General features: G+C 69.2%; 23 protein-coding genes. 6 read left to right on the top strand and 17 right to left on the bottom strand.

Annotated elements, in window-relative coordinates; translation table 11 throughout:
• The first annotated feature begins 62 nt into the window (after positions 1 to 62).
• Positions 63 to 959, top strand: a complete 897-nt coding sequence (locus tag LDL21_RS13400) for a LysR family transcriptional regulator (protein ID WP_181696334.1) — start codon at positions 63 to 65, stop codon at positions 957 to 959.
• 3 nt (positions 960 to 962) lie between these two features.
• Here the strand turns inward: LDL21_RS13400 and LDL21_RS13395 are convergent, their stop codons facing one another.
• A complete protein-coding gene (locus tag LDL21_RS13395) occupies positions 963 to 1,718 on the bottom strand; it encodes a M23 family metallopeptidase (protein WP_225280289.1) in 756 nt (251 codons plus the stop codon).
• 184 nt (positions 1,719 to 1,902) lie between these two features.
• Here LDL21_RS13395 and LDL21_RS13390 point away from each other — a divergent pair, with 184 nt between their 5' ends.
• On the top strand, positions 1,903 to 2,256 hold the full coding sequence (locus LDL21_RS13390; RefSeq protein WP_181696333.1) for an ArsR/SmtB family transcription factor: 354 nt from the start codon (positions 1,903 to 1,905) through the stop codon (positions 2,254 to 2,256).
• Here the strand turns inward: LDL21_RS13390 and LDL21_RS13385 are convergent.
• Positions 2,238 to 3,218, bottom strand: coding sequence for a glycosyltransferase family 9 protein (locus LDL21_RS13385; RefSeq protein ID WP_181696332.1), 981 nt, complete (start codon positions 3,216 to 3,218; stop codon positions 2,238 to 2,240). The two genes, LDL21_RS13390 and LDL21_RS13385, sit on opposite strands and share 19 nt — an antisense overlap.
• A 166-nt stretch (positions 3,219 to 3,384) precedes the next feature.
• On the opposite strand from LDL21_RS13385, the gene LDL21_RS13380 reads away from it, so the two are divergent.
• Both LDL21_RS13380 and LDL21_RS13375 read left to right on the top strand, forming a co-directional pair.
• Positions 3,385 to 3,969 carry an HdeD family acid-resistance protein gene (locus tag LDL21_RS13380; protein ID WP_181696331.1) on the top strand — a complete coding sequence of 195 codons (585 nt, stop codon included), beginning with the start codon at positions 3,385 to 3,387 and terminating at the stop codon, positions 3,967 to 3,969.
• A gap of 69 nt (positions 3,970 to 4,038) precedes the next feature.
• Positions 4,039 to 4,389, top strand: a complete 351-nt coding sequence (locus LDL21_RS13375; RefSeq protein WP_067492221.1) for a hypothetical protein — start codon at positions 4,039 to 4,041, stop codon at positions 4,387 to 4,389.
• 4 nt (positions 4,390 to 4,393) lie between these two features.
• Here LDL21_RS13375 and LDL21_RS13370 read toward each other — a convergent pair whose 3' ends face one another.
• From LDL21_RS13370 to LDL21_RS13360, 3 genes are all read right to left on the bottom strand, one after another.
• Entirely contained in the window at positions 4,394 to 5,206 is an 813-nt protein-coding gene (locus LDL21_RS13370) for a HugZ family pyridoxamine 5'-phosphate oxidase (protein WP_181696330.1), read from the bottom strand.
• Positions 5,203 to 6,459, bottom strand: a complete 1,257-nt coding sequence (locus LDL21_RS13365) for a lipase family alpha/beta hydrolase (RefSeq protein WP_225280287.1) — start codon at positions 6,457 to 6,459, stop codon at positions 5,203 to 5,205. The genes LDL21_RS13370 and LDL21_RS13365 overlap by 4 nt, the downstream gene beginning before the upstream one ends.
• A 209-nt stretch (positions 6,460 to 6,668) precedes the next feature.
• The gene (locus LDL21_RS13360; RefSeq protein ID WP_225280286.1) at positions 6,669 to 7,385 is read right to left on the bottom strand and encodes a metal-dependent hydrolase; all 717 of its coding nucleotides are present in this window, start codon (positions 7,383 to 7,385) and stop codon (positions 6,669 to 6,671) included.
• A 148-nt stretch (positions 7,386 to 7,533) separates the two neighbouring features.
• Here LDL21_RS13360 and LDL21_RS13355 point away from each other — a divergent pair, with 148 nt between their 5' ends.
• Both LDL21_RS13355 and LDL21_RS13350 read left to right on the top strand, forming a co-directional pair.
• A complete protein-coding gene (locus LDL21_RS13355; protein WP_181696327.1) occupies positions 7,534 to 8,034 on the top strand; it encodes a hypothetical protein in 501 nt (166 codons plus the stop codon).
• Positions 8,035 to 8,146: 112 nt separating this feature from the next.
• Positions 8,147 to 9,187, top strand: coding sequence for a fused (3R)-hydroxyacyl-ACP dehydratase subunits HadA/HadB (locus LDL21_RS13350; RefSeq protein ID WP_225280285.1), 1,041 nt, complete (start codon positions 8,147 to 8,149; stop codon positions 9,185 to 9,187).
• Between the two features lie 18 nt (positions 9,188 to 9,205).
• On the opposite strand, the gene LDL21_RS13345 is transcribed toward LDL21_RS13350, so the two are convergent.
• From LDL21_RS13345 to LDL21_RS13290, 12 genes are all read right to left on the bottom strand, one after another.
• Complete coding sequence (locus tag LDL21_RS13345; protein ID WP_225280284.1) at positions 9,206 to 11,392, bottom strand: molybdopterin oxidoreductase family protein; 2,187 nt, start codon at positions 11,390 to 11,392, stop codon at positions 9,206 to 9,208.
• Between the two features lie 232 nt (positions 11,393 to 11,624).
• Positions 11,625 to 12,224, bottom strand: coding sequence for a GTP-binding protein (locus LDL21_RS13340; RefSeq protein ID WP_067492229.1), 600 nt, complete (start codon positions 12,222 to 12,224; stop codon positions 11,625 to 11,627).
• Positions 12,205 to 12,579, bottom strand: coding sequence for a DUF742 domain-containing protein (locus LDL21_RS13335; protein WP_067492230.1), 375 nt, complete (start codon positions 12,577 to 12,579; stop codon positions 12,205 to 12,207). The genes LDL21_RS13340 and LDL21_RS13335 overlap by 20 nt, the downstream gene beginning before the upstream one ends.
• Positions 12,580 to 12,590: 11 nt before the next feature.
• The gene (locus LDL21_RS13330) at positions 12,591 to 12,998 is read right to left on the bottom strand and encodes a roadblock/LC7 domain-containing protein (protein ID WP_067492231.1); all 408 of its coding nucleotides are present in this window, start codon (positions 12,996 to 12,998) and stop codon (positions 12,591 to 12,593) included.
• Position 12,999: 1 nt separating this feature from the next.
• On the bottom strand, positions 13,000 to 15,345 hold the full coding sequence (locus LDL21_RS13325) for a sensor histidine kinase (RefSeq protein WP_225280282.1): 2,346 nt from the start codon (positions 15,343 to 15,345) through the stop codon (positions 13,000 to 13,002).
• Between the two features lie 183 nt (positions 15,346 to 15,528).
• Complete coding sequence (locus tag LDL21_RS13320; protein WP_225280281.1) at positions 15,529 to 15,936, bottom strand: DUF779 domain-containing protein; 408 nt, start codon at positions 15,934 to 15,936, stop codon at positions 15,529 to 15,531.
• The gene (locus LDL21_RS13315) at positions 15,936 to 17,423 is read right to left on the bottom strand and encodes an aldehyde dehydrogenase family protein (protein ID WP_225280280.1); all 1,488 of its coding nucleotides are present in this window, start codon (positions 17,421 to 17,423) and stop codon (positions 15,936 to 15,938) included. The genes LDL21_RS13320 and LDL21_RS13315 overlap by 1 nt, the downstream gene beginning before the upstream one ends.
• A gap of 88 nt (positions 17,424 to 17,511) precedes the next feature.
• Positions 17,512 to 18,765, bottom strand: a complete 1,254-nt coding sequence (locus LDL21_RS13310; RefSeq protein WP_225280279.1) for a transcriptional regulator — start codon at positions 18,763 to 18,765, stop codon at positions 17,512 to 17,514.
• A gap of 119 nt (positions 18,766 to 18,884) precedes the next feature.
• Positions 18,885 to 19,202 (bottom strand): hypothetical protein, encoded by a 318-nt coding sequence (locus LDL21_RS13305; protein ID WP_225280278.1) that lies wholly within the window; start codon positions 19,200 to 19,202, stop codon positions 18,885 to 18,887.
• A gap of 139 nt (positions 19,203 to 19,341) precedes the next feature.
• The gene (locus LDL21_RS13300) at positions 19,342 to 20,490 is read right to left on the bottom strand and encodes an alkaline phosphatase family protein (protein ID WP_225280277.1); all 1,149 of its coding nucleotides are present in this window, start codon (positions 20,488 to 20,490) and stop codon (positions 19,342 to 19,344) included.
• Entirely contained in the window at positions 20,487 to 20,804 is a 318-nt protein-coding gene (locus LDL21_RS13295) for a nuclear transport factor 2 family protein (protein ID WP_181696320.1), read from the bottom strand. The genes LDL21_RS13300 and LDL21_RS13295 overlap by 4 nt, the downstream gene beginning before the upstream one ends.
• 87 nt (positions 20,805 to 20,891) lie before the next feature.
• Positions 20,892 to 21,506, bottom strand: a complete 615-nt coding sequence (locus LDL21_RS13290; protein ID WP_225280276.1) for a TetR/AcrR family transcriptional regulator — start codon at positions 21,504 to 21,506, stop codon at positions 20,892 to 20,894.
• Between the last annotated feature and the right edge of the window lie 71 nt (positions 21,507 to 21,577).

The raw sequence follows: 21,577 nt of genomic DNA, 5'->3' as shown, positions 1-21,577 counted from the left end.
CCATCGTCGGGCCGCCACCACCGATCCGTCCAATACGGAATCGCCGGGCATATGATCCGGATATGGATGAATACGGCGCGCAGGCCGTCGCGCCCCTGCTCGCGGCCTTCGACGCGGCCGCCGAGGAGGGCAACTTCACCCGTGCGGCGCAGCGTCTCGGGGTGCCCCAGTCGTCACTGAGCCGCCGGATCAAGACCCTCGAACAGCATCTCGGGGTGTCGCTGTTCCAGCCGTCGGGGCGCGGCGTGACGCTCACGCCACAGGGCCGTGACCTGCACGAACGAACGCGCGGTGTGCTGCGCGCGCTCGACGACGCCGTGCGCCGCGTGCGGGCCGACGCCGACCCGGAGACCGGTCTCGTTCGGTTCGGATTCCCGCTCACCCTGGGGCCGATCAGTGTCCCGGCGTTGCTCGCCCAGTTCCACACCCGCGCACCCGGTATCCGCCTGCACCTGGTGCAGGCCCACGGTGAGGCGCTGGCCGAGCAGGTCCGCGACGGCAGGCTCGATCTCGCGGTGATGATCCCGCCGCCCGACGACCTGCCGACGGTCGTCCTCGGGCGCCAGCGTATCGATCTGCACGTGGCCCGAACCCACCCGCTGGCGGGGCGCTCGCGGGTGGCGCTGACCGAACTCGCCGATGCGGCGTTCATCGCCAACCCGCCGAGCTATCAGCTGCGTGCGCTACTCGATTCCTGGTGCGCCGCAGCGGGTTTCACGCCACGCGTGCTGTTCGAGATCACCGAGTTCGAGACACTGCGCGCGCTCGTCGCGCTGGGGCTCGGCGTGGCGCTGCTCCCGCCCGCCGAGACACCGCACCCCGACCTGGCCGTGGTGCGCATCGATGGCGAACGCGACCGCGAGATCGGCCTGGTCTCGGGAGACCATGGGTCGACGCTCGCGGTCGCGCGGCTTCGGGATTTCCTGATCGCCGGTCGGGCGGCGATCAGTGGGTGGTGAGGATCAGTCCTGCGGAACGCCGACGTCGATACCGCGCGCGGCGAGCCACGGGTGCGGGTCGATCGGGGCGCCGTAGAGCGAGCCGTCCGGCACGTGCACCTCGTAGTGCAGGTGGGGGCCGGTGGACTGGCCACGGTTTCCGACGGTGGCGATGACGTCGCCGGCGTTCACGTGCTGGCCCGGCTGGACCAGGATCTCGTTGACGTGACCGAACACGCCGATGGTGCCGTCGTCCTGCTGGACGCGGACCCACAGGCCGAACCCGGAGGCCGGGCCGGTCTCGATGACGGTACCGTCGGTGACGGCGAAGACCGGCGCACCGATCGGGTCACCGAAGTCGATGCCGTTGTGCGCGGCACCCCAGCGGGGGCCGTAGTAGGAGGTCAGGCGACCGTTGACCGGTCGGACGGTCTGCGGGCGCGGCGGCGGGGGCGGCGCGATGAAGGGCAGCGGCGCGGGCAGCGGCGGCAGCGCGGCCTGGATGGCCTCGCGGTGCTCTTCCCAGGCCACCGGTGCGGCGGCGGCAGTCTCGGCCTGCACCTCGGGCGCGGTGGCGGAGGTGAAGCGGGCCTGCGAAACGCCGAGGGCGTCTGCCGAAGACGCCGCGACGGCGGTGGTGGTAGGGGTCTCGGGGCCGCTGAAGGCGGCGGCGGACGTTCCCACGAGTGCGGACAGGGCCACCGCACCCGCGACAACGCCTCCCAGACGACCTGCGAAGGCGTCGGAGATTCGGGCGGATAACGGGTTGGTCACGAACATGTCTCGAAGGTAGCTAATTCGTAACCGACGCGGCGAATCCTGTGGCTGCCATCACGAGCGGCTATAACCCCAGTTGATCTATAACAATCGCATCTCGAAAACAGAAATTCCCGGGAGCGACCGGGTGAAATACCGTGACCGCAAGATCATTGCCGACCAGGCGTTATCCGCGCACACTTGTTCAGTGGACGCTAACGGAGTTCGGGCAATCACCGCGTTATCCGACGCGACCAGGCGCGCGATCTTCGAGTCGCTGCCGCAGGGTCCACGCTCGGTCGCCGAGCTCGCCGAGGCCACCGGTATCACCAGCTCGGCCGCCTCCCAGCACCTGCGCATCCTGCGCGAGGCGCACCTGGTGAGCATGCGCCGCGACGGTAACCGTCACCTGTACTCCCTGGATCCGCGTGGCCTCAACGACGCGCGCGACTACCTCGAACAGTTCTGGCCGAGCGCCCTGGCCGCCCATGCCGCCGCGCTGCGAGCCGCCGGTCAGCCGACCGCTGCCGCACCGCCCGCCGGTCAGCCCACCCGGCGATAACGCGAGCGACTCGACTCGGCCCAATCCTGCTTGTCGAGCTGCGCGTCGACCGCGGCGATCACCTCGGGCACTCCGATGCGCAACAGGCCGGGGTCGGGGGTGCGGGCATCGGGATCGCCGACCTGCCCCGCCCACAGCACCGCGTGCCTGCCGAGCAGATGCGCGGGCGGACCGCCACGACGCGGCGGAGTGGGCCCGAACAGCAGCACGGTCCGGGTGCCGAAGGCGGTGGCCAGATGGGCGACGCCGGTATCGCCGGAGATCACGAGGGCGGCACCGGCCACGGTGGCCGCGAGATCGGTGAGGTTCTGCCTGCCCGCGAGTACCCGGTCGTCGGGCAGGCCCGCCTGTGCGGCCACCTGCACGGCGATGTCGCGTTCGAACGGATCACCGGTGAGCACCACGTCGCGGCCGAGGACCATCAGGTGCCGCACCACGGCGGCGAACCGTTCCGGCGGCCAGCGGCGCGCGGGCGCACCGGCGCCGACATGCACCACCACGCAGTCGCGACGGCTGATGGAGGCAACCGGCGGGACCAGTCCGAGGTTGCGCCGATCGGCGGCGATGCCCTCGCTCTCGAGCAACTGACACCACCGATCCGCCACGTGGGCCTCGGGGTCCCAGCGCGGCCCGGTGAGCCGGGGCAGGCCCGGCGTCCGGTGCCCGATGATCCGTTTGGCGCCGGTATCGGCCAGCGCTCGCGCGCTCGCACCGTCCGGGCCGTGCAGATTCACCGCCAGCTCGGGCGCGGGACCGTCCCAGATCAGGGCCGCCGGATCGGCGGTGGCGACGAGTTCGTCGACCGAGGAGATCAGGTCGACGATCTGTTCGAGGCGATGGGGCGCGGCCAGCACGATCCGGCTGCCTGGTTCGGCCCGGCGCAGGGCACGCAGAGCCGGGACCGCGGCGAGCAGATCACCGAGTCCACGAGCTTGCAGCACGAGTACAACCGACACTCCCATCACCTACCCGGGACCGGAACGCGCCAAACGTTCGCAGTGGCAATGAGGTGTCGCTCGTCACCGCGCGCCGCGTCCCGCCCGTTCGGCGGCGGGTTGTGTGCCGCGACACGATCACAGCTTCAGCAACTTTCCAGGGAATGAGAGCTGGCGGGCATAACATCTCGTCATGACGACAAATACCGTGTTGGAGAGCCCATTTACCGCGCTTGCCAAGAAAACCTGGCAAACAATTCTGGTCACCGGTCTTCTCGCGGTGGTCCTCGGCATCATCGTGCTCGTATGGCCCGGTCCGTCATTGCTTGTCGCGGGCGTTCTTTTCGGTATCTATATGGTTGCCAGCGGCATCTTCCAGTTGGTCGCCGCATTCACTCATCTGCCGAGTACGAGCCTGCGGGTGCTCTCGTTCATCAGCGGTGTGCTGTCGCTGATCATCGGTGTGTTCTGCTTCCGCGACGACCTCACCTCGATCGTGTTGCTCGGCTTGTGGATCGGCATCGGCTGGTTGTTCCGCGGCATCACCGTGCTTTTCGCGGCGATCTCGGAACCGAGCATTCCGGGCCGCGGCTGGCAGATCTTCTACGGTGTGCTGAGCGCGATCGCCGGTGTGATCCTGATCGTCTGGCCGATCGGCTCCATCGCCACGCTGGTTCTCGTCGTGGGTATCTTCCTGATCGTCATCGGCATCATGGAGGTCATCACGGCGTTCGGGATGCGCAAGGACGCGCACCTGCTCGACCAGGCCACCCGCTAGCCGCATTCGTCCACAATGGCCGGCGCCATCGGGTGCCGGCCATTGTCGTGTGAACTACGCTCGGCAGTCATGGAATTCGTTTACGACCTGGTGGTCGTCACCCATCTGCTCGGCATGGCTGCGGTGGTCGGTGGGTATGTCGCGTCGCGCCCGGTGGTCTCGGAACTGATGGTGTGGGGCGCCCGCGCTCAGCTCGTCACCGGCGTGATCCTCGCCGGCCTCGCCTCCGGCGTCGAATCGCTGGACAAGGAACCCGACACGACGAAACTGGCCGTGAAACTCGTCATCTCGATCGCGGTGGCCGGGTTCGCCGAAGTCGGCCGGGCCGATGCCAAGCGCGGCAAGCAGGTCGGCTGGATGACCGATGCCGCGGGCGGACTCGCCATTGTGAACGTGCTGGTCGCCGTGCTCTGGAATTGACCGGTTACGAGACCTGACCGGCCATCGCCCGCGCCCGCCGCGTCAACTCCACTGTCGCGGCCCGCAACTGACCGATCTCGGTGAGCGGTTCGGCATAGCCGACGCGGGTGCGTGCCACCCCGCGCGGTGTCTCGACCCGCAGTTCGAGACCGTAGCGGTCGGCCCGTTCGCAGCTCGCGGCCGTTGCATCGGGGAAACCGCCGAGCTGGGTGGCCATGGCGAGCAGGGCGTCGGCGTGGTCTGCGTTGAGGTGGGCGATGCCGGGCGCCGCCTGCGGCATGATCGGGTCCGGTCGCGCCGCCAGGTACTGCGCGGCGGTCGCCGAATCCATCCGGCCGTAGCCGCCGACCCAGCGCACCCGTTCGACCCGCAGCACCCACAGCGTGAAATCGCTGTAATCGATGTAGTACTTCGCGGCGGGCACCGCGGCCAGGTGCGCGGCGCGGGCCGCCTCGGCCTCGGCGCCACTCGGCCGCTCCACCACCCCGGCCAGGGTGATGCGCGTGCCCGCGAGGGGATCGGCGGGCATGTCCGGCGTCACGATCGCGATGCTGGCGCGCGGATCGGCGGCCAGATTGCGCCCGTGCTCGGCCAGGCGTGACACGCTCAGCACGGGCGCGCCGTCGAGCAGCCCGTAGGTGATGAACGACGCCCACGGCGCGCCGTCGGCGGTCAGGCTGGCCAGGGTGCCCGTATTGGACGCGGCCGCAATCGTTCTGGCCTCCTCGGCAGCGGACGGTCGCGCGTCGTTGGCCAGGGGAGCGGTGGGCAGCGGAATGGCCGGTGCGTCGCCGGGATCGCCGTGGTCGAGAGTCATGACCCCAGCGTATCGAGCTGGACCGGATGGTGGGGCGTCCCCGACAACCATCCGTGCAGCGCGGTGTAGACGGCGTCGTGATTGAGCAGGCTGAAATGGTTGGCGCCCGGCACGTGCAACCCGTTGCCGCTGTCGAAACCGATGCGCCTGCTGCGCCCGACCCCGGAACCGCTGCCGCGCAACACCATCCCGTCGCCGACCACCATCCCCAGCGGATGCTTCGGACTATGGGTGACGGTGGCGGTGACGAAGTAGTGATCGGCGCCGGCCAGCAGCGGCACCTCGCGGACCGCCTCGGCACGCAGCGCGTCGACGTCGCGGTCGCGCCAGTCCTCGTCGACGAGGGAGCCCTGGCGTAGATCGCGGATGCCCGCACTTCGCCTGCGCAGCAGGGTGCTCAGCGGGCGGGTCTCGGGCAGCCGGTCGAGCACCGCGGCCGCGTAGTGCACGAACTGTTCGAGCGGGGCACCCAGATGTGGCGAGCCGAGGCACACCACTTGTCGCACCGAACGCGCCCAGACGGCGTCACTCTGCTCGGCCCGGTGGCAGGCGCTGCGCGCGACGAGCCCGCCCATGGAGTGACCGATCAGGCAGATCTCGTGGACCGGGAGCGGCCACTGCTCGACCAGCCGGGTGAGCAGGGCGTCGAGTTGCGCGGCGTTCTCGGAGATGTGCAGGCCGGTGTTGTAGCGCACGAAGACCGGGGTGTAACCGAGGTCGTCTTCGAGGCGTTCGCCGTAGGTGGGCCTGCCGCCGAGGCGCCAGGCGTGTTCGGTCTCGACCAGCCCGTGCAGCAGGACGACGAGCTTGGTGGTCGGCACGGGAACATGCGCGGCCAGCTGTTCGGCCGGGACCGGGGCGCCGTCGACACGAATGGTCATGGGGGAGGCCAGGATCGGTGCGTCGTCCTCGAGCGCGTCACCGATCAGCCCCTGGACGGCCGCGAGAAAGCCCGCGCCCCAGACGGTGCGTGAGGGCGCGGGTAGGCCGGATACCTGCACCGCGCTCGCCATCTCGCCGACGACGTGCCCGGTACCGCCGACGACCGCGTACACGCTCTCGGTGATGGCGTCGTGCACGACCTTCACCGGATCCGCGGCCGTCCCGACTCCCGCGCGTACGGCGGTGAACACCCGATCGCTGATGGCGCGGTGGATGGCCGCGATCCCGTCGACCGCACCGACGAACTCGTCGCCGGCCAGGCGGGCGAGCGCCTGGACTTCGGCCTGGGACTGGGAGAGTTGCTCGGTCACGCTTTTGAGCGTACAACTGTGCACTGAAACGCGGCGGATTCGGGGAGGCTTCGGGAGATCTGACCGGACTCTCCGGCCGCGTTCCGTGCTCCAGCACAAGGCATTAGATCAGCGCGATATGCGCATCTGACTATATATGCCTCACTGGAACACCGAGGAAAAGAACGGGCAAGGACGGCGGGGTGAGGGGTTCCGCCGTCCTCGCACGATCAGGCCTGCTGGGTGATCGCGTACCAGAGCGCGCCCATCGTGCCGAGCACGAACAGGGGTGAGATGACCCAGGTCTCCACCCGGTTACCGGTGCGGTCGATCAGCGGCACCCGCGTGCGCAGCGGGAACGGCCACAGCAGCCGGCAGCCGCGCTCGGTGAGGCAGTCGCCGAGCAGGTGCGCGAGGCAACCGAGGCCGACGCAGATCGGCAACCAGGCGGGCCGGTCGACGATCCAATGGTCCACCGCGAAGGTGCCCGCGCTGGCCAGCACGATCACCGTGCCGTACGTGCGCACACTCTTGCCCGGCGGACACAGGTGCAACGACCGAACCGCAAGCGCGAGCAGGAAGAACACCAGGCTCAGCGTGAACGGCCTGCCGAGCCAGTGCTCACCGGCCCAGGTGGCGCCCACCGCGCCCGCGACGAACAACAGCGAATGCGTGCCGTGCCGATGCCCGCCCGACACCCAGGAGATGAAGCGGCACAGGTGATGTGACACGGGCCCGAGCACGTGCGAGATGGTCCCGCTCGGGTGATCCGCGTCCGGCAGCAGGGCCGCGCCCGCCGTGAGGAAGGTGCCCATGATCAGCTCGGCGACGCCGAATCGTGTTGTCTCGCTGTCGAACAGGGGGAAGGCGGCGACGGTGAGCGGCAGCGCCGCGGCGGTCCCCGCCCAGGCCAGCGCCCCACTGGTCGCGTGTGAATGTCCTAGCACCCCGCAACGTTAGAGGACGTAAGGACCTGCTCGCATATGCCCAGGAGCGAACCGGTCACGCCGACAAGCGATCTGACAATTCCGGCATTTCGCGCAATACTGTGCGCCGACACCGGTATCGAATTCCGGTCCTGAGTACGGGGGAAGAATGCTTCACCGCCGCCTGTTCGCCGTGATCGCCATTGCTACCGCGCTCGCCACGAGCGCCTGCCTGGACGACACGAAATCCGCACCGACCGGTAAGGGGTCCACCTCGACCTCGAGCACCGTCGCCGCCCCGCTGCAGAACCGCCGGGCCGACAACGGCGCCGTCGTCCAGCAGAACGGCCTCAACGGGTCGGGCGAGCTGAAGATCGTCAACGGCAATTCCTCCGACTGCGCGATCGTCGTCACCAGCAGCGACCCGAAGTCGCCGCAGGCCACGATCTACGTGCAGGGCAACTCCAACGCCACGCTCAGCGGCATCGCCGGCTCCTACTTCGTCTACATGAAGTACGGAACCGACTGGGACCAGGCCGCACTCGGCTTCACCCGGGACCAGGAGTTCTCGAAGTTCGACGACGTGTTCGACGCCGACACCGAATGGGAGATCACCCTGCAGCCCTCGATCGGCGGCAACGCCTCGACGAGCGACGTCCCCTCGTTCTGATCGAGCCCATCGCACAGCTCGCGTGATTGTGAACTGTGCCATGGTGCGCCCGGTGGACGGGCTCGTCGGCTACCCTGCCGGGAGTCCGTCCCCCGAACGAAGGTGATCCATAGTGACTTCCGTGGCCGAAGCCCCCGATATCGCGTCGAAGGTAGGGCACTACTACCGGGTGGACGACATCTACGAGGTCGGCCGTGAGAAGGTGCGCGAATACGCCCGCGCGGTGCAGGATTTCCATCCCGCGCACTGGGAGGACGAGGCGGCCGCCGCGCTCGGGTACCAGGGTCTGGTCGCCCCGTTGACGTTCGTCTCCATTCCCGCGATGGCGGCCAACCGGCACCTGTTCGAATCGGTGGTCGTCGGCTACGACATGTTCGTGCAGACCGAGCAGGTCTTCGAGCAGCACAAGCCGATCGTCGCCGGTGACCGCCTGACCGTGGACGTGGAGCTGTCCTCGGTGCGCCGTATCGCGGGCAAGGACCTCATCACCGTCACCAACACCTTCGCCGACGAATCCGGCGAGACCGTGCACATCATGCACACCACGGTCGTCGGCATCACCGGTGACGACGGGGTCGATCCCGAGATCACGCGTGCGGTGGAGAACGTGATGGTGCACGGGGTGAAGGTCTTCAGCCAGGACAAGGACGCCGCCGCGTCCGACGTCGAGACCCCGCGCCGCCCCGAGGGCGACATCCACCTGTCCGCCGCCGGGGCCGCCCGGGTGCCGAGCACCACGCTCGCCTTCGAAGACCTCAGCGTCGGCGACGAACTGCCGCTGCGCGACGCGCGTCTGTCGCGCGGCGATCTGGTGAACTACGCCGGTGTGTCCGGCGACAGCAACCCGATCCACTGGGACGAGCGCATCGCCCAGCTGGCCGGGTTGCCCGACATCATCGCCCACGGCATGGTGACCATGGGCCTCGGCGCGGGCTTCCTGTCCGCCTGGTCGGGCGATCCGGGCGCGGTGACCCGCTACGGTGTCCGCCTGTCGAACTACACGATCGTCGGCCGCGAGGGCGGGCAGGTCGAGTACACCGGCCGGGTGAAGTCACTCGACCCGGTCACCCGCACCGCGGTGATCGCGGTTGTCGCCAAGTCGGCGGGTCGCAAGATCTTCGGTCTGGCCACCGCCGACCTGCGTTTCCGCTGACCGTCCGCCGCGGTGACTTCACCGCGGCGCCACGGCCGCCTCGGATCCGGTTGCGCTGCCTGCCTTCTCGACCCGGCCGATCCGCACCCAGGTGTTGTTCACCGCCGACGTGCCCGAGAGCGGGTCGGTGCGGGCCGGGTCGTGCAGCAGGTTGACGTTGGCGCCCGGCAGCGCGGCGGCCACCTGCCAGCCGACGCCGGGTTCGCGGTGGCCGTATCCGTGTGGCACGGCCACCACACCGGCGCGGATATCGGTGCTGATCTCCACCGGAACCTCGATGGCGCCGACCGGGGACTCGACGGTGGCCTGGTCGCCGTCGGCGAGGCCGCGGGCGGCGGCGTCGTCGGGATGCATCAGGATCGTGCAGCGGTCGCGGCCCTTGACCATCGACTCGATGTTGTGCAGCCAGGAGTTGTTGCTGCGCAGGTGCCGTCGGCCGATCAGCTGCAGGTCGTAATCAGCGGTGGGGGAGTCTGTTTCGTCGAGGACCGTGCGGACCGCCGCGAGGAAATCGGCGGGCGCCAGGTGGACCGCCCGGTCGGGAGTGCCGATCAGTTCGGGTAGGCGCGGGCGCAACGGACCGAGGTCGATGCCGCCCGGTGTGTCGCGAATCTTGCCGAGCGTCAAACCTTTTCGGCCGCGCCGCAAGACCCCGTACGGGCCCGCCGCCACCGCGGCCGCGGTCAAGCGCAGGGGGCTGAGTTGTTCGAAGACCGCGTTGAGGATCCGGCCGGTGAGCCGGCGGGCGGGCAGTGGGGTCACCTCGGTGACGAGGCGGGCCAGGATCTGCCAGTCGTCCTTGCCGTCGGCGGGCGGGTCGAACACCTTCGCGTCGTAGCGGGCGTTGTTGCGCACGCTGAAGATGGGGAACAGCAGGTTCAGCTCCTCCCGTTCCAGCGCGGAGACGGGCGGCAGGATGAAGTCGGCGTGCCGGGTGGTCTCGGTGATGTACATGTCGACGGCGACGAAGAAGTCGAGGGCGGCGAGGGCTTCGTCGAGCTTGCCCGCCTGTGGTGTCGAAAGCACCGGGTTGCCCGCGTAGGTGATCATCGCCCGGATCCGGTCCTCGCCTGGTTCGAGGATGTCGTGCGCGAGCGCGGCGACGGGCAATTCGCTGCGGAAAGACCGGTAGGTGCCGGTGCGGTCGGTCCACGCGCCGTGGCCCACGCGCAGGTACTTGGCGTACCGCGCACCGTCGACGACGGGCGTGGCGAACATCTGACCGCCGGGCCGGTCGAGATTGCCGGTGACGGCATTGATCGTGTTCACCAGCCAGTGGGTCAGCGTGCCGGTGACCTGCTGGCACACTCCGATGCGCGCGTACAGCACCGCCGAGGGCGCGGCCGCGTGGTCGCGGGCGAGGGTGCGGATGGTGGCGGCGTCGACCCCGGCGGGCCCGGCCATCCGCTCCGGCGTGGTGTCGGCGACCAGGGCGATCAGCTCGTCCCAGCCGACGCATTGCGCGCGGACCCTGCGTTCGTCGCACAGCCCCTCGCCGAGGAGCACGTGCAGCATGCCGAGCAGCAGATAGACGTCCCCACCGGGCCGCACGGCGATGTGCTCGTCGGCCAGCCGGGCGGTTTCGGTACGGCGCGGGTCGATCACGACCACCGTGCCACCCCGTTTGCGGACGTCCTTGATGCGCTGTTTGGCGCCGGGCATGGTGGTGATCGAGCCGTTCGACACCGCCGGATTGGCCCCGAGGACCACCAGCCGGTGCGTGCGATCGATATCGGCCACCGGCATCAGCACATTCGATCCGAACATCCGCCAGGCGGTGAATTCCTGCGGGAACTGGTCGATCGAGGACGCGGTGAAGAAGTTGCGGGTGAACAGGGCCGCTCGCAACAACCCGCCGTAGAGCACCGACGAACTGTGCGCTGCCGGGTTACCCATGTACATGGCGATCGCGCTCGAGCCGTGCGCAGCGCGCACGGCTCGCAGTCTGGTGCCGATCTCGCGGAACGCCTCGTCCCAGCTCACCGGGACGAATCCGGTTGCGGTGCGTCGCATCGGGGTGCGCAATCGGTCGGGGTCGTGATGCAGGCCGCCCATGGCGGTGGCCTTCGGGCAGATGTAGCCCCGGGAGAGGACGTCGTCGGGATTGCCTTCGATCCGGGTGACGCGGTCCTCCCGCACCGTCACCAGAATTCCGCAGTGCGCCTCGCACAGTGTGCATTGGCGCGCGATCGTCTTGCTGTCCACAGCTTTTCCCGCCTTCCGCAGAACGCCTGGTCCCACGCTAACCGGTCCGGACGCTCCGCAGATCCGACTACGGTCGGAAATCCGCGACCTGGACGCGTGCACGCTCCGCGCAGCGTGAGATCGAGGCCGTGCTCCCGCACCTGCGGGCGCAGCGCTCGGGTCACATCGTCCAGGCCGGGACACTGAAACGGGCGACGCCCACCAGGGGTGCTGGTGGGCGTCGCCGTGGGAGCTAGGTGGTGACCGGCGTGCGGGTGGCGCGGTCGATGAGGTACTCCACCAGGTGGGTGAGCACCGCCTTGGCCGACGGACGGTCACGGGCATCGCACAGGATCACCGGGGTGTTCGGGTCCAGATCCAACGCGTCGCGGACCTCGTCCACGGTGTAGCGGGGAGCACCGTCGAAGCAGTTCACCGCGATCAGGAACGGCAGCCCACGACGTTCGAAGAAGTCGACGGCGGCGAAGGAGTTGCTCAGCCTGCGGGTATCGGCGAGCACGATCGCACCGAGGGCGCCGCGGCACAGCTCGTCCCACAGGAACCAGAAGCGGTCCTGGCCGGGCGTGCCGAACAGGTACAGCACCAGGTCGCGGTCGATGGTGATGCGGCCGAAGTCGAGCGCGACCGTGGTCGTCGACTTCTGTTCCACCCCCGACAGATCGTCGACACCGGTGCTCACCTCGGTGATCAGCTCCTCGGTGCGCAGCGGGGCGATCTCGCTGATCGAGGAGACCATCGTGGTCTTGCCGACGCCGAAGCCGCCGGCGATGAGGATCTTGACCGAGGCGGCGAGGTGCCTGCTCATGGTCGGGTCAAAGTTTTCGGATGCCATCCAGAACCGCTCGCAATACGTTGAGGTCGCCGGCGCCTGCCTCGGCCGCTACCGGAGCCCGGAAGATGAGGTGGCCGTCGCCGATGAGATCACCGACGAGGATCTTGGTCACCGCAAGAGGAAGTTTCAGCACGGCCGACACCTCGGCCACCGACTGCGGACGTTTGCACAGCTGTGCGATCGTGCCGTACTCGGGTTCGGGCCTGCGCAGGGTCGGCGCGGGATGCACCGCGACAACCACTGTCAGCATGTCCAGGTCGTGCGCCGCACCCATGGTGCGGCCGCGGGTCACCGCGTACGGCCGGACCAGGGGTCCGGCCGCGTCGTCGAACCACGGATCGCCGAGTCGAGTCATGGTGTCGCGTCCTATATTTCGGCCAGCCCGTGACGCGGTTCCGCCGACAGGAAGCTGCCGACCCGCTGCACGGTGAGGTTCATCTCGTAGGCGACCATCCCGAGATTGGCCGACTCGGTGGCCTGCAACGCCAGACAGGCGTTGTCACCGGCGGAGGTCACGAACAGGACGGCCCGATCGAGTTCGATCACGGCCTGGCGTACGCCGCCGCCGTCGAACCGGTTGCCCGCGCTGCGCGCCAGCCCGTAGAGCGTGGACGACATCGCCGCGAAATGCTCGGCGTCCTCCCGCTTCATCTGGGTGGAGCGCCCGAGCAGCAGCCCGTCGGTGGACAGCACGACCGCGTAGCGGACCCCTGCCAGCCGGTCGACGAGATCGTCGAGCAGCCAGTTGAGATCACCTGGTTGGGGAGAGTTCACCTCAGCCTTCCTGTTCGTCCTGGTGAGAGTTCGACAGCGGCTTGCGGCCCTGTCGAGTGCCGATCTCGATCGCGGACATCAGGTCGCGGGCCTGCTCGGCGGAGCGGGGACGCGGCGCGGGCGCGGTCGTTTCGGCGGTGGTCGGTTCCTCGGCGAGTTCGGGTCGCAGATTCGTCTGCCGCTGACGGCGGGGCAGCAGGGGCCTGCCGTCGGGGCCGGTCTCCGGCTGCGGCGGGGCTTCGACCTCCACGACGCGGGTGTCCACGATCGGCTCGGCGGCGCGCGGTGCGGGCGGTTCGGCGACGAGGGTGGCCACCGGTGCCTGCTCGAGCGCGGCGGCGGGCGCCTGCTCGTGCGGGCGGGGCAGCCCACGGCGCAGCGGGCCGGTGGTTGCGGGCGAGCTCGGCATCGCCGCGGTCCCGGCGAGCAGGTTCTGCGGGATGAGCACGATGGCGCGGATGCCGCCGTAGTCGGATTCGCTGAGCCGCACCGAAACACCGTGCGCGGTGGACAGTCGCGCGACCACGAACAGGCCGAGACGCGAATCCGAGGACAGCGTGCCCACGCCGAAGTCCGGCGGATCGGCGAGCATGTCGTTGTAGCGGGCCAGGTCCTCGGGGCTCATGCCCATGCCCTGGTCGGTGATCTCGACGACCACACCCTTGCCGACGATGTTGCCGCCCGCCTCCACCCGCGACTGCGGGGGCGAGAAGGCGGTGGCGTTGTCGACCAGCTCGGCGAGCAGGTGTACGAGGTCGGCGACCACGGTGCCGACGACGTCGACCTCGGGCAGCTTGGTGACCCGCACGCGCGCGTAGTCGAGGGTTTCGCCGATGGCGCTGCGCACGATGTCCATCAGCGGAATCGGGTTGCGCCACTGGCGACCCGGGCGGCCACCGCCGAGAATGATGAGGTTCTCGGCGTTGCGGCGTTCGCGGGTGGCCAGGTGGTCGAGCCGGAACAGGGTCTCGAGCAGCGCCGGATCCTCTTGGCTGCGTTCGGCTTCGTCGAGGATCTCGAGCTGACGGTGCACCACGATCTGGCTGCGGTGGGCGATATTGAGGAACACCGCGCGCACACCCTCGCGGGTGCGTGCCTCGTCGACGGCCGCGCGCAGCGCCGCCGCGGCGGCGTGCTCGAAGGCGTCGGCGACCTGACCGATCTCGTCGCGACCGAAGTCGAGCTTCGGGGCGATGTCGGCGGGGTCGACCTCACCGCCCTCGCGCAGGGTGCGCATGGTGGCGGGCAGCTGTTCGTCGGCCAGGGCGAGGGTTTCGGTGCGCAGCCTGCGCAGGCGGCGGATGATCCGGTTGGCCAGGATCACCGCGACCAGGAACGCCAGCAGACTGACCACCACGACGCCGCCACCGGCCATCGCCGCGTTCACCTCGGCGCGCTGCGCGGTCTTCTCGGCCAGCTTCTGGATATGGCTGTTGTGAGCACCGTAGGCCTCGATCATGGCCCGGTTGACTTCGCCTGCGGCGGTGTGCCATTCGGGGATCGACATGGGCAGGGCGGTGACGGCCTGCGTCCGGGTCGACGAGCCGGTCGGCTGCTGCGGCGCGGCGAAACGGCTCACGATCGCCGACTCCATCGCGGCGAGCTGGGCGAAGTGCGGCGAGGACATCATCGCGGCGATCGGGGCGCGCTCGTCCTCGTCGAGCTCGGTGACGATGCCGGCCAATTCGGTGTGGTAGTAACCGATCTGGTTGATGAGCTCCTCGATCGGGATGCCCGTCGGGCCGTCGGCGGTGACCAGCGACAGGGAGATCGCGTTGCTGCGCGACATCGCCTCGGCGGCGTGCAGCAGACGCACGCCCTCGGCCACACCGGAGGCCACCTCCGCGTCGGGGGCGGCGCGCTCGGCCACCTTGGTGCCCTGGGTGAGCACGTCGAGCAGGCGGCTGAAGAAGGTGTAGGCGTCGTTGGCGGGCAGCATCCGCGCGTCGGCGCCCTGGCGCACACCGGTCAGATGCGTCTTGAGAGTGTTGAATCCGCCCTTGTCGTCACCGATTTCGGAATCGTCGACCGCGCGGATATCGGTGGAGATATCGATCAGGCCCTGGACGGCCGCGTCGAGGCGGGTCCTGGCCGGGCCGAGGGCGTCGGCGGCGGTGTCGTCACCGGCCAGATAGGCCAGGGTGAGCTGACGTTCCGACTGCACCGCTTCGATCAGCGCGCGGGTATAGGGGACGGCCGCCTGCATCTCCGTCGCCCAGGTCTTGGCCTTGTTGCTCTCCTCGACCAGGTAGCCCGCCGTGCCGACGCCGACCACCACCAGGGTCAGACTGGGGATGAGAGCGATCGCCAGAATCCGGGTGCGAACACCGAGTCTCGCTAAGAACATCGCCATAACGTAACGGAATTGTTGCAGTGTTGCCGCACGGGTCTCGCTGAGCGAGACGCGATTTGGCATTCGGGACGATTTCGAGCTCGCCCCGCCGGCTGAGCCGCGATGGCCCAGTCGGCGGGGGCTCGCCGTGCCCTGGCGTACCCGGAGGGGTGGGCCAGGTCAGGTCTTCTCCCGCGCCTACAGCGTGCGGTCGGCACCGGTGCGCGGTGGCGGCGCGGCCGCGAGCGCCGCGTTCTCCGCCGCGGTCAACTGCCGCGCGCGCAGGACGAATCGCAGGCCGTGCGAGGCTTCGAGGGACTGCTCGGAGGCGGGCCCACGGGTCACATCGATGGTGAGGTGGGTGTCTTTCCAGCACTCGAATTGTTCCGGGCTGACCCAGAATTCGGTGTGCCAGCTCAACCGGCCGAGCAGGATGTCGCTCTGCTCGATCGGGAACTGCCTGGTGGGTAAGCACATCGGCGCGGAGTTGTCCCCGCAGCAGTCGCCCGCCTGCCGGAACAGCACCGGGCCGTTGTCCTCGATGACGCGGCGCAGCAGGTCCTGGGCGCGTTCGGTGATATCCACGCGGTGGATCGTGTTCTGCATCAGAACATCCCTGGTGTCGTCGTCGAATGGCGCACCAGCAGGTTCTTGGACCGCTGGTAGCGCCCGAGCATCATGGCGGTGTTCTCGCCCGCGGCCTGCGCGGGATAGGGGTGATAGCAGTTGGCCCACACCCGCCGGGTGCCGACCGCGCCCGCGAACCGGTGCGCGGTGCCCAGATCGCGGGTCCACACGCCCGCACCGAGGCGGTGGGCGGTGTCGTCGGTGACCCGCACCGCTTCGTCGAGCGTGTCGAAGCGGGTCACCCCGAGCACCGGGCCGAAGATCTCCTCCTGGAAGATCCGCATCGAGTTGTCGCCTTCGAAGACGGTGGGTTCGATGTAGTACCCACCCGGCAGGCCGTCGACCTTGCGTGCTTCCCCTCCAGTCAGCACGCGGGCGCCTTCGGCTCTGCCGATATCGAAGTAGGACAGGATCCTTTCGTACTGGTCGTTGCCGGCCTGTGCGCCGATCATCGTCTCGGTGTCGAGCGGATGACCGGACACGACGGCCTCGGTGCGGGCGATGCAGCGGGCGAGGAACTCGTCGTAGATCGACGAGTGGATCAGCGCACGCGACGGGCACGTGCCGACCTCACCCTGGTTCAGGACGAACATCACGAATCCCTCGACGGCGCTGTCGAGGAACGTGTCGTCGGCGGCGAGCACGTCGGCGGTGAACACATTGGCGCACTTGCCACCCAGCCGCAGCGACACCGGGACGATGTTCTCGGCGGCGTGCCGCAGGATCAGCCGTGCCGTGGCGGTGTCACCGGTGAAGGTGAGCTTGTCCAGCTGCGGGCTGCGCGCCAGCGGGACGCCCGCCTCCGCCCGGAATCCGTTGACCACGTTGAGTACACCGTCGGGCAGCAGGTCGGCGATCAGCTCCACGACGAGCAGCAGCGAGGCCGGGGTCTGCTCGGCCGGTTCGAGTACGACGCAGTTGCCTGCCGCGAGGGCTGGCGCGAGTTCCCATGCGGCGGTGAGGATCGGGTAGGTCCACGGCAGGATGTGTCCGACGACGCCGAGCGGGCCGGACAGGTGGTAGGCCACGGTCTCGCTGTCGACCGTGGAGATCGTTCCCTCCTGTCCTCGCAGCACCCCGGCGAAATATCGGAAGTGGTCGACGGCGAGGGGCAGATCGGTGTGCAGGGTCTCCCGGACGGGTTTGCCGTTGTCCCAGGTCTCGGCTACCGCCAGCGGTTCGATGCTGTTCTCGATGCGGTCGGCGATGGCCAGCAGGATGCCCGCGCGGGCGGCCGGGGAGGTGGCGGCCCAGCCGGGAGCGGCGCGGCGGGCGGCGGTGAGTGCCAGGTCGATGTCGGCGGCGCCGGAGCGGGCCACGGCGCAGAACGCCTCGCCGTCGACCGGGGAGGTGTTGTCGAAATAGCGGCCTTCGACGGGGGCGACCCATTCGCCTCCGATGAAGTTGTCGTATCGGGCGGCATAGCTGACTATGCCGGTATCCGATCCGGGCTTGCCGTAGATCATGCGTCTCGCTCCTCGCGACCTCGTGCGTGGTGGGACACACTATGGTCGGCGAAGGTTGGTGCGAGGTTGGTCGTACCGTTTGCGCAGGTCAGCCCTGGCGCGCGGTGTACAGGCGGGCGGTGACGACGGCTCGGCGGACATCGTCGCGCGGCAGCAGTCGCAGGGCGTGTTCGTGCACGGCGACATCGGCGGGGCAGCGCTGCCCGAAGGCCACCGCGTGCTCGGGGCGATCGCTGGCCAGCACCGCGTCGCGCAGGCCGACATCGAGGTGGTCGCGCCACTGGTGCACGCCGGGCAGGTCCGAGCCGGGTAGCAGCGGTCCGCGATACAGCCACAGCGCCGAGGTGAGGTCGCCGCCCTCGATGGCCGCGAGCAGTTCCACCGCGTCGCACGACACCGCGCCGGTGAGCATGTACCGGCGGTTGGTGATCTCGCCCCTGGTCGCCCGGCGCAGGTGGGAGACATCGGCTTTGAGCGTGTTCAGCGATACCGCGCGATCGCCGTAGACGGCGGCGTGCAGCTGTTCCGGGGTGTACCCGTCGGGTTCGAGGGCGAGCAGGGCGAGGATCTCGAGCTGGCGCGGCGGCAGCGGGACGGGTCGGCCGTCGCGCAGCAGCCTTGCGGCGCCGAGACATTCGAGACGCACGCCGGGAACGGGGGTGGGTGCCTCGGCGCGCAGCATGGTCTCCACGGCCGTCACGAGGGCGCGCACCGAGGTCATCACCATCGGGTGCGAGCGTTCCCAGGTGGAGGACAGATCGAGGACACCGACGGTGCGGCCGTCTGGTCCGTGGATGGGCGCCGAATAGCAGACCCACCCGTGCAGGGCGGCCACCAGGTGTTCGGCGGAGAACACGGTGCAGGCCCGGTCGTCGTGCAGGGCGAGCGACAGGCCGTTGGTGCCCATATGGCTTTCGTCCCACACCCCGCCGGGGGCGAAGTTCACCTGCTCACCCTGGCGGCGCAGGGTGCGGTCGCCCGCTGTCCACAGGATGGTGCCCGATTCGTCACTGACGACGGCGAGGTAGCCGGAATCCTCGGCGATACCACGCAATTGGCCCGCGAGTTCGGTCACCGGCCTGCGCAGCGGTGACTCACGCCAGCGGCCGCTGATGTCGTCGAGCCCGGGGGCGACGGTCTGGGCTGGGTCGACGGTGTGCAGGGAACGCTGCCAGGATTTGGCCACCTCCCGGCGCACGGGTCCGGTGTCGCGGGGCAGTTGCAGTGGACGCGACGGGGCGGCGAGGCGGTTCCATTGCTTCTCGATCGCGCCGCGATAGTCCGCGAGCCCGTCGGGCCTGGGCGATCCGGGAATCGGATCGTCGGATGCGCCCACGTTCACTCCTGCTCGTCGGTGGCTGTTCCTGTCTATCAGGTGTGCCACCGGCGTGGGCCGGGATCGCTTGCGGACTACCGGGTCACCGGGGTGTGCCCTGTCGCGTCGGCTTGACGCGTGGTCGGTTATTTGTTCAGGAACAGGCCCGCGATATCGGCGTTCTTGATGGGGGTGTCGATATTGCGCTGGCCCGCGCACAGCAGATCGACCTGCACGATCATCGCGTCGACCACGGTGCCCGCCGGTTCGTTGTCGTTGCCCGTCTGCTCTTTGATCGCCTTGGTGATGGTGATCCGCTTGGTGTCCGGCTCCTGGTTGATGTAATCGCGGCAGGGGGTGTCGCCGCCCTGGTTGAGCAGGCGCTCGACATCGGAGCAGCCGGTCATCAGTGCCGCCAGCACCGCGAGTCCGACCGCGACGGCGCCGCTGCGGGTGGCGTGCATGGTTCCTCCTGAAAGGTCGCGCCCGGGACGACTCGCCGGGATCCGCTTCAGACTAGATGCCGATCGCGGCGGGCCCGGAGGCGGTAGCGGAGCGTGTCCACGCAGGGCCCTCGCGGGTCGGCACCATCGAACACAGCGGTCAGCTGCGGTGGATTCGCAACGGCACGAGCAGTTCGTCGGCGGTCAGCGACCCGTGATGGCCGGGCATCTGCGATTGCAGGGGTTCGGCACCGCTGCGGATCACCCCGCTCGTCCCGGTGGCGACCACCACGAGATCGCCGATCCGCGCCGCCACCTCGGGGTGCACGCGCGGGCCGAACCACCCGGCCTCGATGACCTGGGCCTTGGTACGCACCACGAACTCGTCACCGAGCGTGCCCGTCCAGGTGTCGGCGACCGACTCGGTGGCCCCCGCTTCGGTGTAGACGTGGCGGGCGCGCGGTTCGCCGCCGAGCGCGCGCACACCCTCGGACAGGTGCGGGTGGGTGTCGAAGTCGATGCGGTGCACCAGCGGCACCATGCCGTGATCGGCGGTGACGATCAGCGCCGAGCGCGGCGGTAGGTTGCCTGCCAGCTCGGCCGCGATCCGGTCGACGTTGGCCAGTTCGAACCGCCATGCCCTGGTCTGCGGGCCACGCGCGTGCCCGGTGGTGTCGAGATCCGAATGATAGGTGTAGACAAGGCTTTTCGGTGCCGAGCCGAGCGCGGTGAGCACCCCGTCGACCAGGTCGCCCACCGAGAACGCAGTCCGGAAACCGCCACCGCGCCAGCCGGCGCGGGTGAGACCCGAGCCGTCCTGGTAGCTCGGTGCCACCTGGACGGCCGCGATGCCCGCGGCGGTCGCGCGTTCGAAGGTGGTGCGGTGCGGCTGGATTCGCTCAGGGGGGAACTCGGCGATCGCGTCGACCTTCGGACCGTCGCCGGTGAGCTGCCAGCGCAGGCCGTTGAACAGACGGTCCTGCCCCGGCAGGTGGAAGGTGTAGCCGACGGTGCCGTGCTCACCCGGCGGCAGACCCGTGCCGAGGGTGGTCAGGCTGGTCGCCGTCGTACTCGGGAAACCGGCATCGAGGGTGGCCGCAGGCAATCCCGAAAGAAACGGCGCCGCAGCGCTTTCGGCGTCCAGCGCGGTGGCACCGAGACCGTCGACGAGCAGCACGCACACATGGTCGACATCCAGCTCGAGACCGAGGCGGTCGTGCTCGCCGGGCACGCCGAGGCAGGCCAGGATCGAGGGGAGCAGGTCGGCCAGCGACGCGTGGCCGTAACGCGGGAGGAGAAGTTCGTTCACGCCTGTCCGGTCTCGAAGCGGCTGATGAGGCCGTTGCGCACATCGAATCGCCAGGTGGTGCGCATGGAACCCCACCGGCTGTTGGTGTAGTCGGCGGTGAACTCGAGTCCGTCGGCTTCCACCGTGTCGACCTCCAGATGCCCGTTGGCGCTGAAGATCTCGGCCTCGGTCCACTGCGCGAGGTTGCGTTCCACGCCGTCGTCGGACATGGTGGCGTCTTCGGCGAGCACGCCGTAGAAGCGGTCGGTGTCCTGGGCGTTGAGCGCGTCGACGAACGCCTCGACCGCGGGATCGAGTTTCACAGTCTCAGCCATCGGGCCTCCTGCTCGTGTTCGGGCGCACTGGGGTAGAACAGCCTTACCCACTCTAGGGCCGCTGCCACACCCCGCACCGCAAAATTTTCAGGTACGGGTGGCCACGAGCGCGGTGAAGGCGCGCATGATCTCGTCGACGAGGTCGGGCGCGTTGGTTCCCAGCTGCTCACTGCGCTTTTCGAGGTGGCCGTCGAGCCACAGCGATGCCAGTCCGTGCCCGAGACTCCACCACGCCACGGCCAGCGTGTCGGCCTGGTTCGCGGGAAGCTGTCCGGCGGCGACACATTCGGTGACGGTGTCGGCGAGCACGCCGAAGGCGGTATCACCGGCGTGCGCGGCGTCGGGATGCTTGTCCGGTTGCGACAATTCGGGCCGGAACATCAGCCGGAACAGGGCCGGATTCTCGCGGGAGAACCGCACATAGGTGGCGGCGAGTTCGGTGAGCGCGGCCAGTGGGCTGCTCGCCTGCGCCCGCGTGGCGATCAATTCCTCGGCCAGGCGCTGGAAGCCCTCGACCGACAGCGCCGACAGCAGCGCGGCGCGATCGGCGAAGTGGTGGTACGGCGCACCGCTGCTCACCCCGGCCTCGCGCGCGACCCGGCGCAGGCTCACCGCCGCGAGCCCCTCGCTCTCGATCAGGCGCAGGCACGCCGCCATCAGGGTGGCTCGCAGGTCGCCGTGGTGGTAACTGGTGCGCTTCACTCCTCCGAGCCTAGGCGACGCGCCCGGGAAAATAGGCACTGGACAGGATATCTATGCGGTGCTTAGATTAT

The sequence above is a fragment of the Nocardia rosealba genome, from assembly GCF_020216065.1.
GTDB lineage: Bacteria > Actinomycetota > Actinomycetes > Mycobacteriales > Mycobacteriaceae > Nocardia > Nocardia rosealba.
Note: the sequence above shows the minus strand (reverse complement) of the source record. Positions and strands in the feature narration are given on the sequence as shown.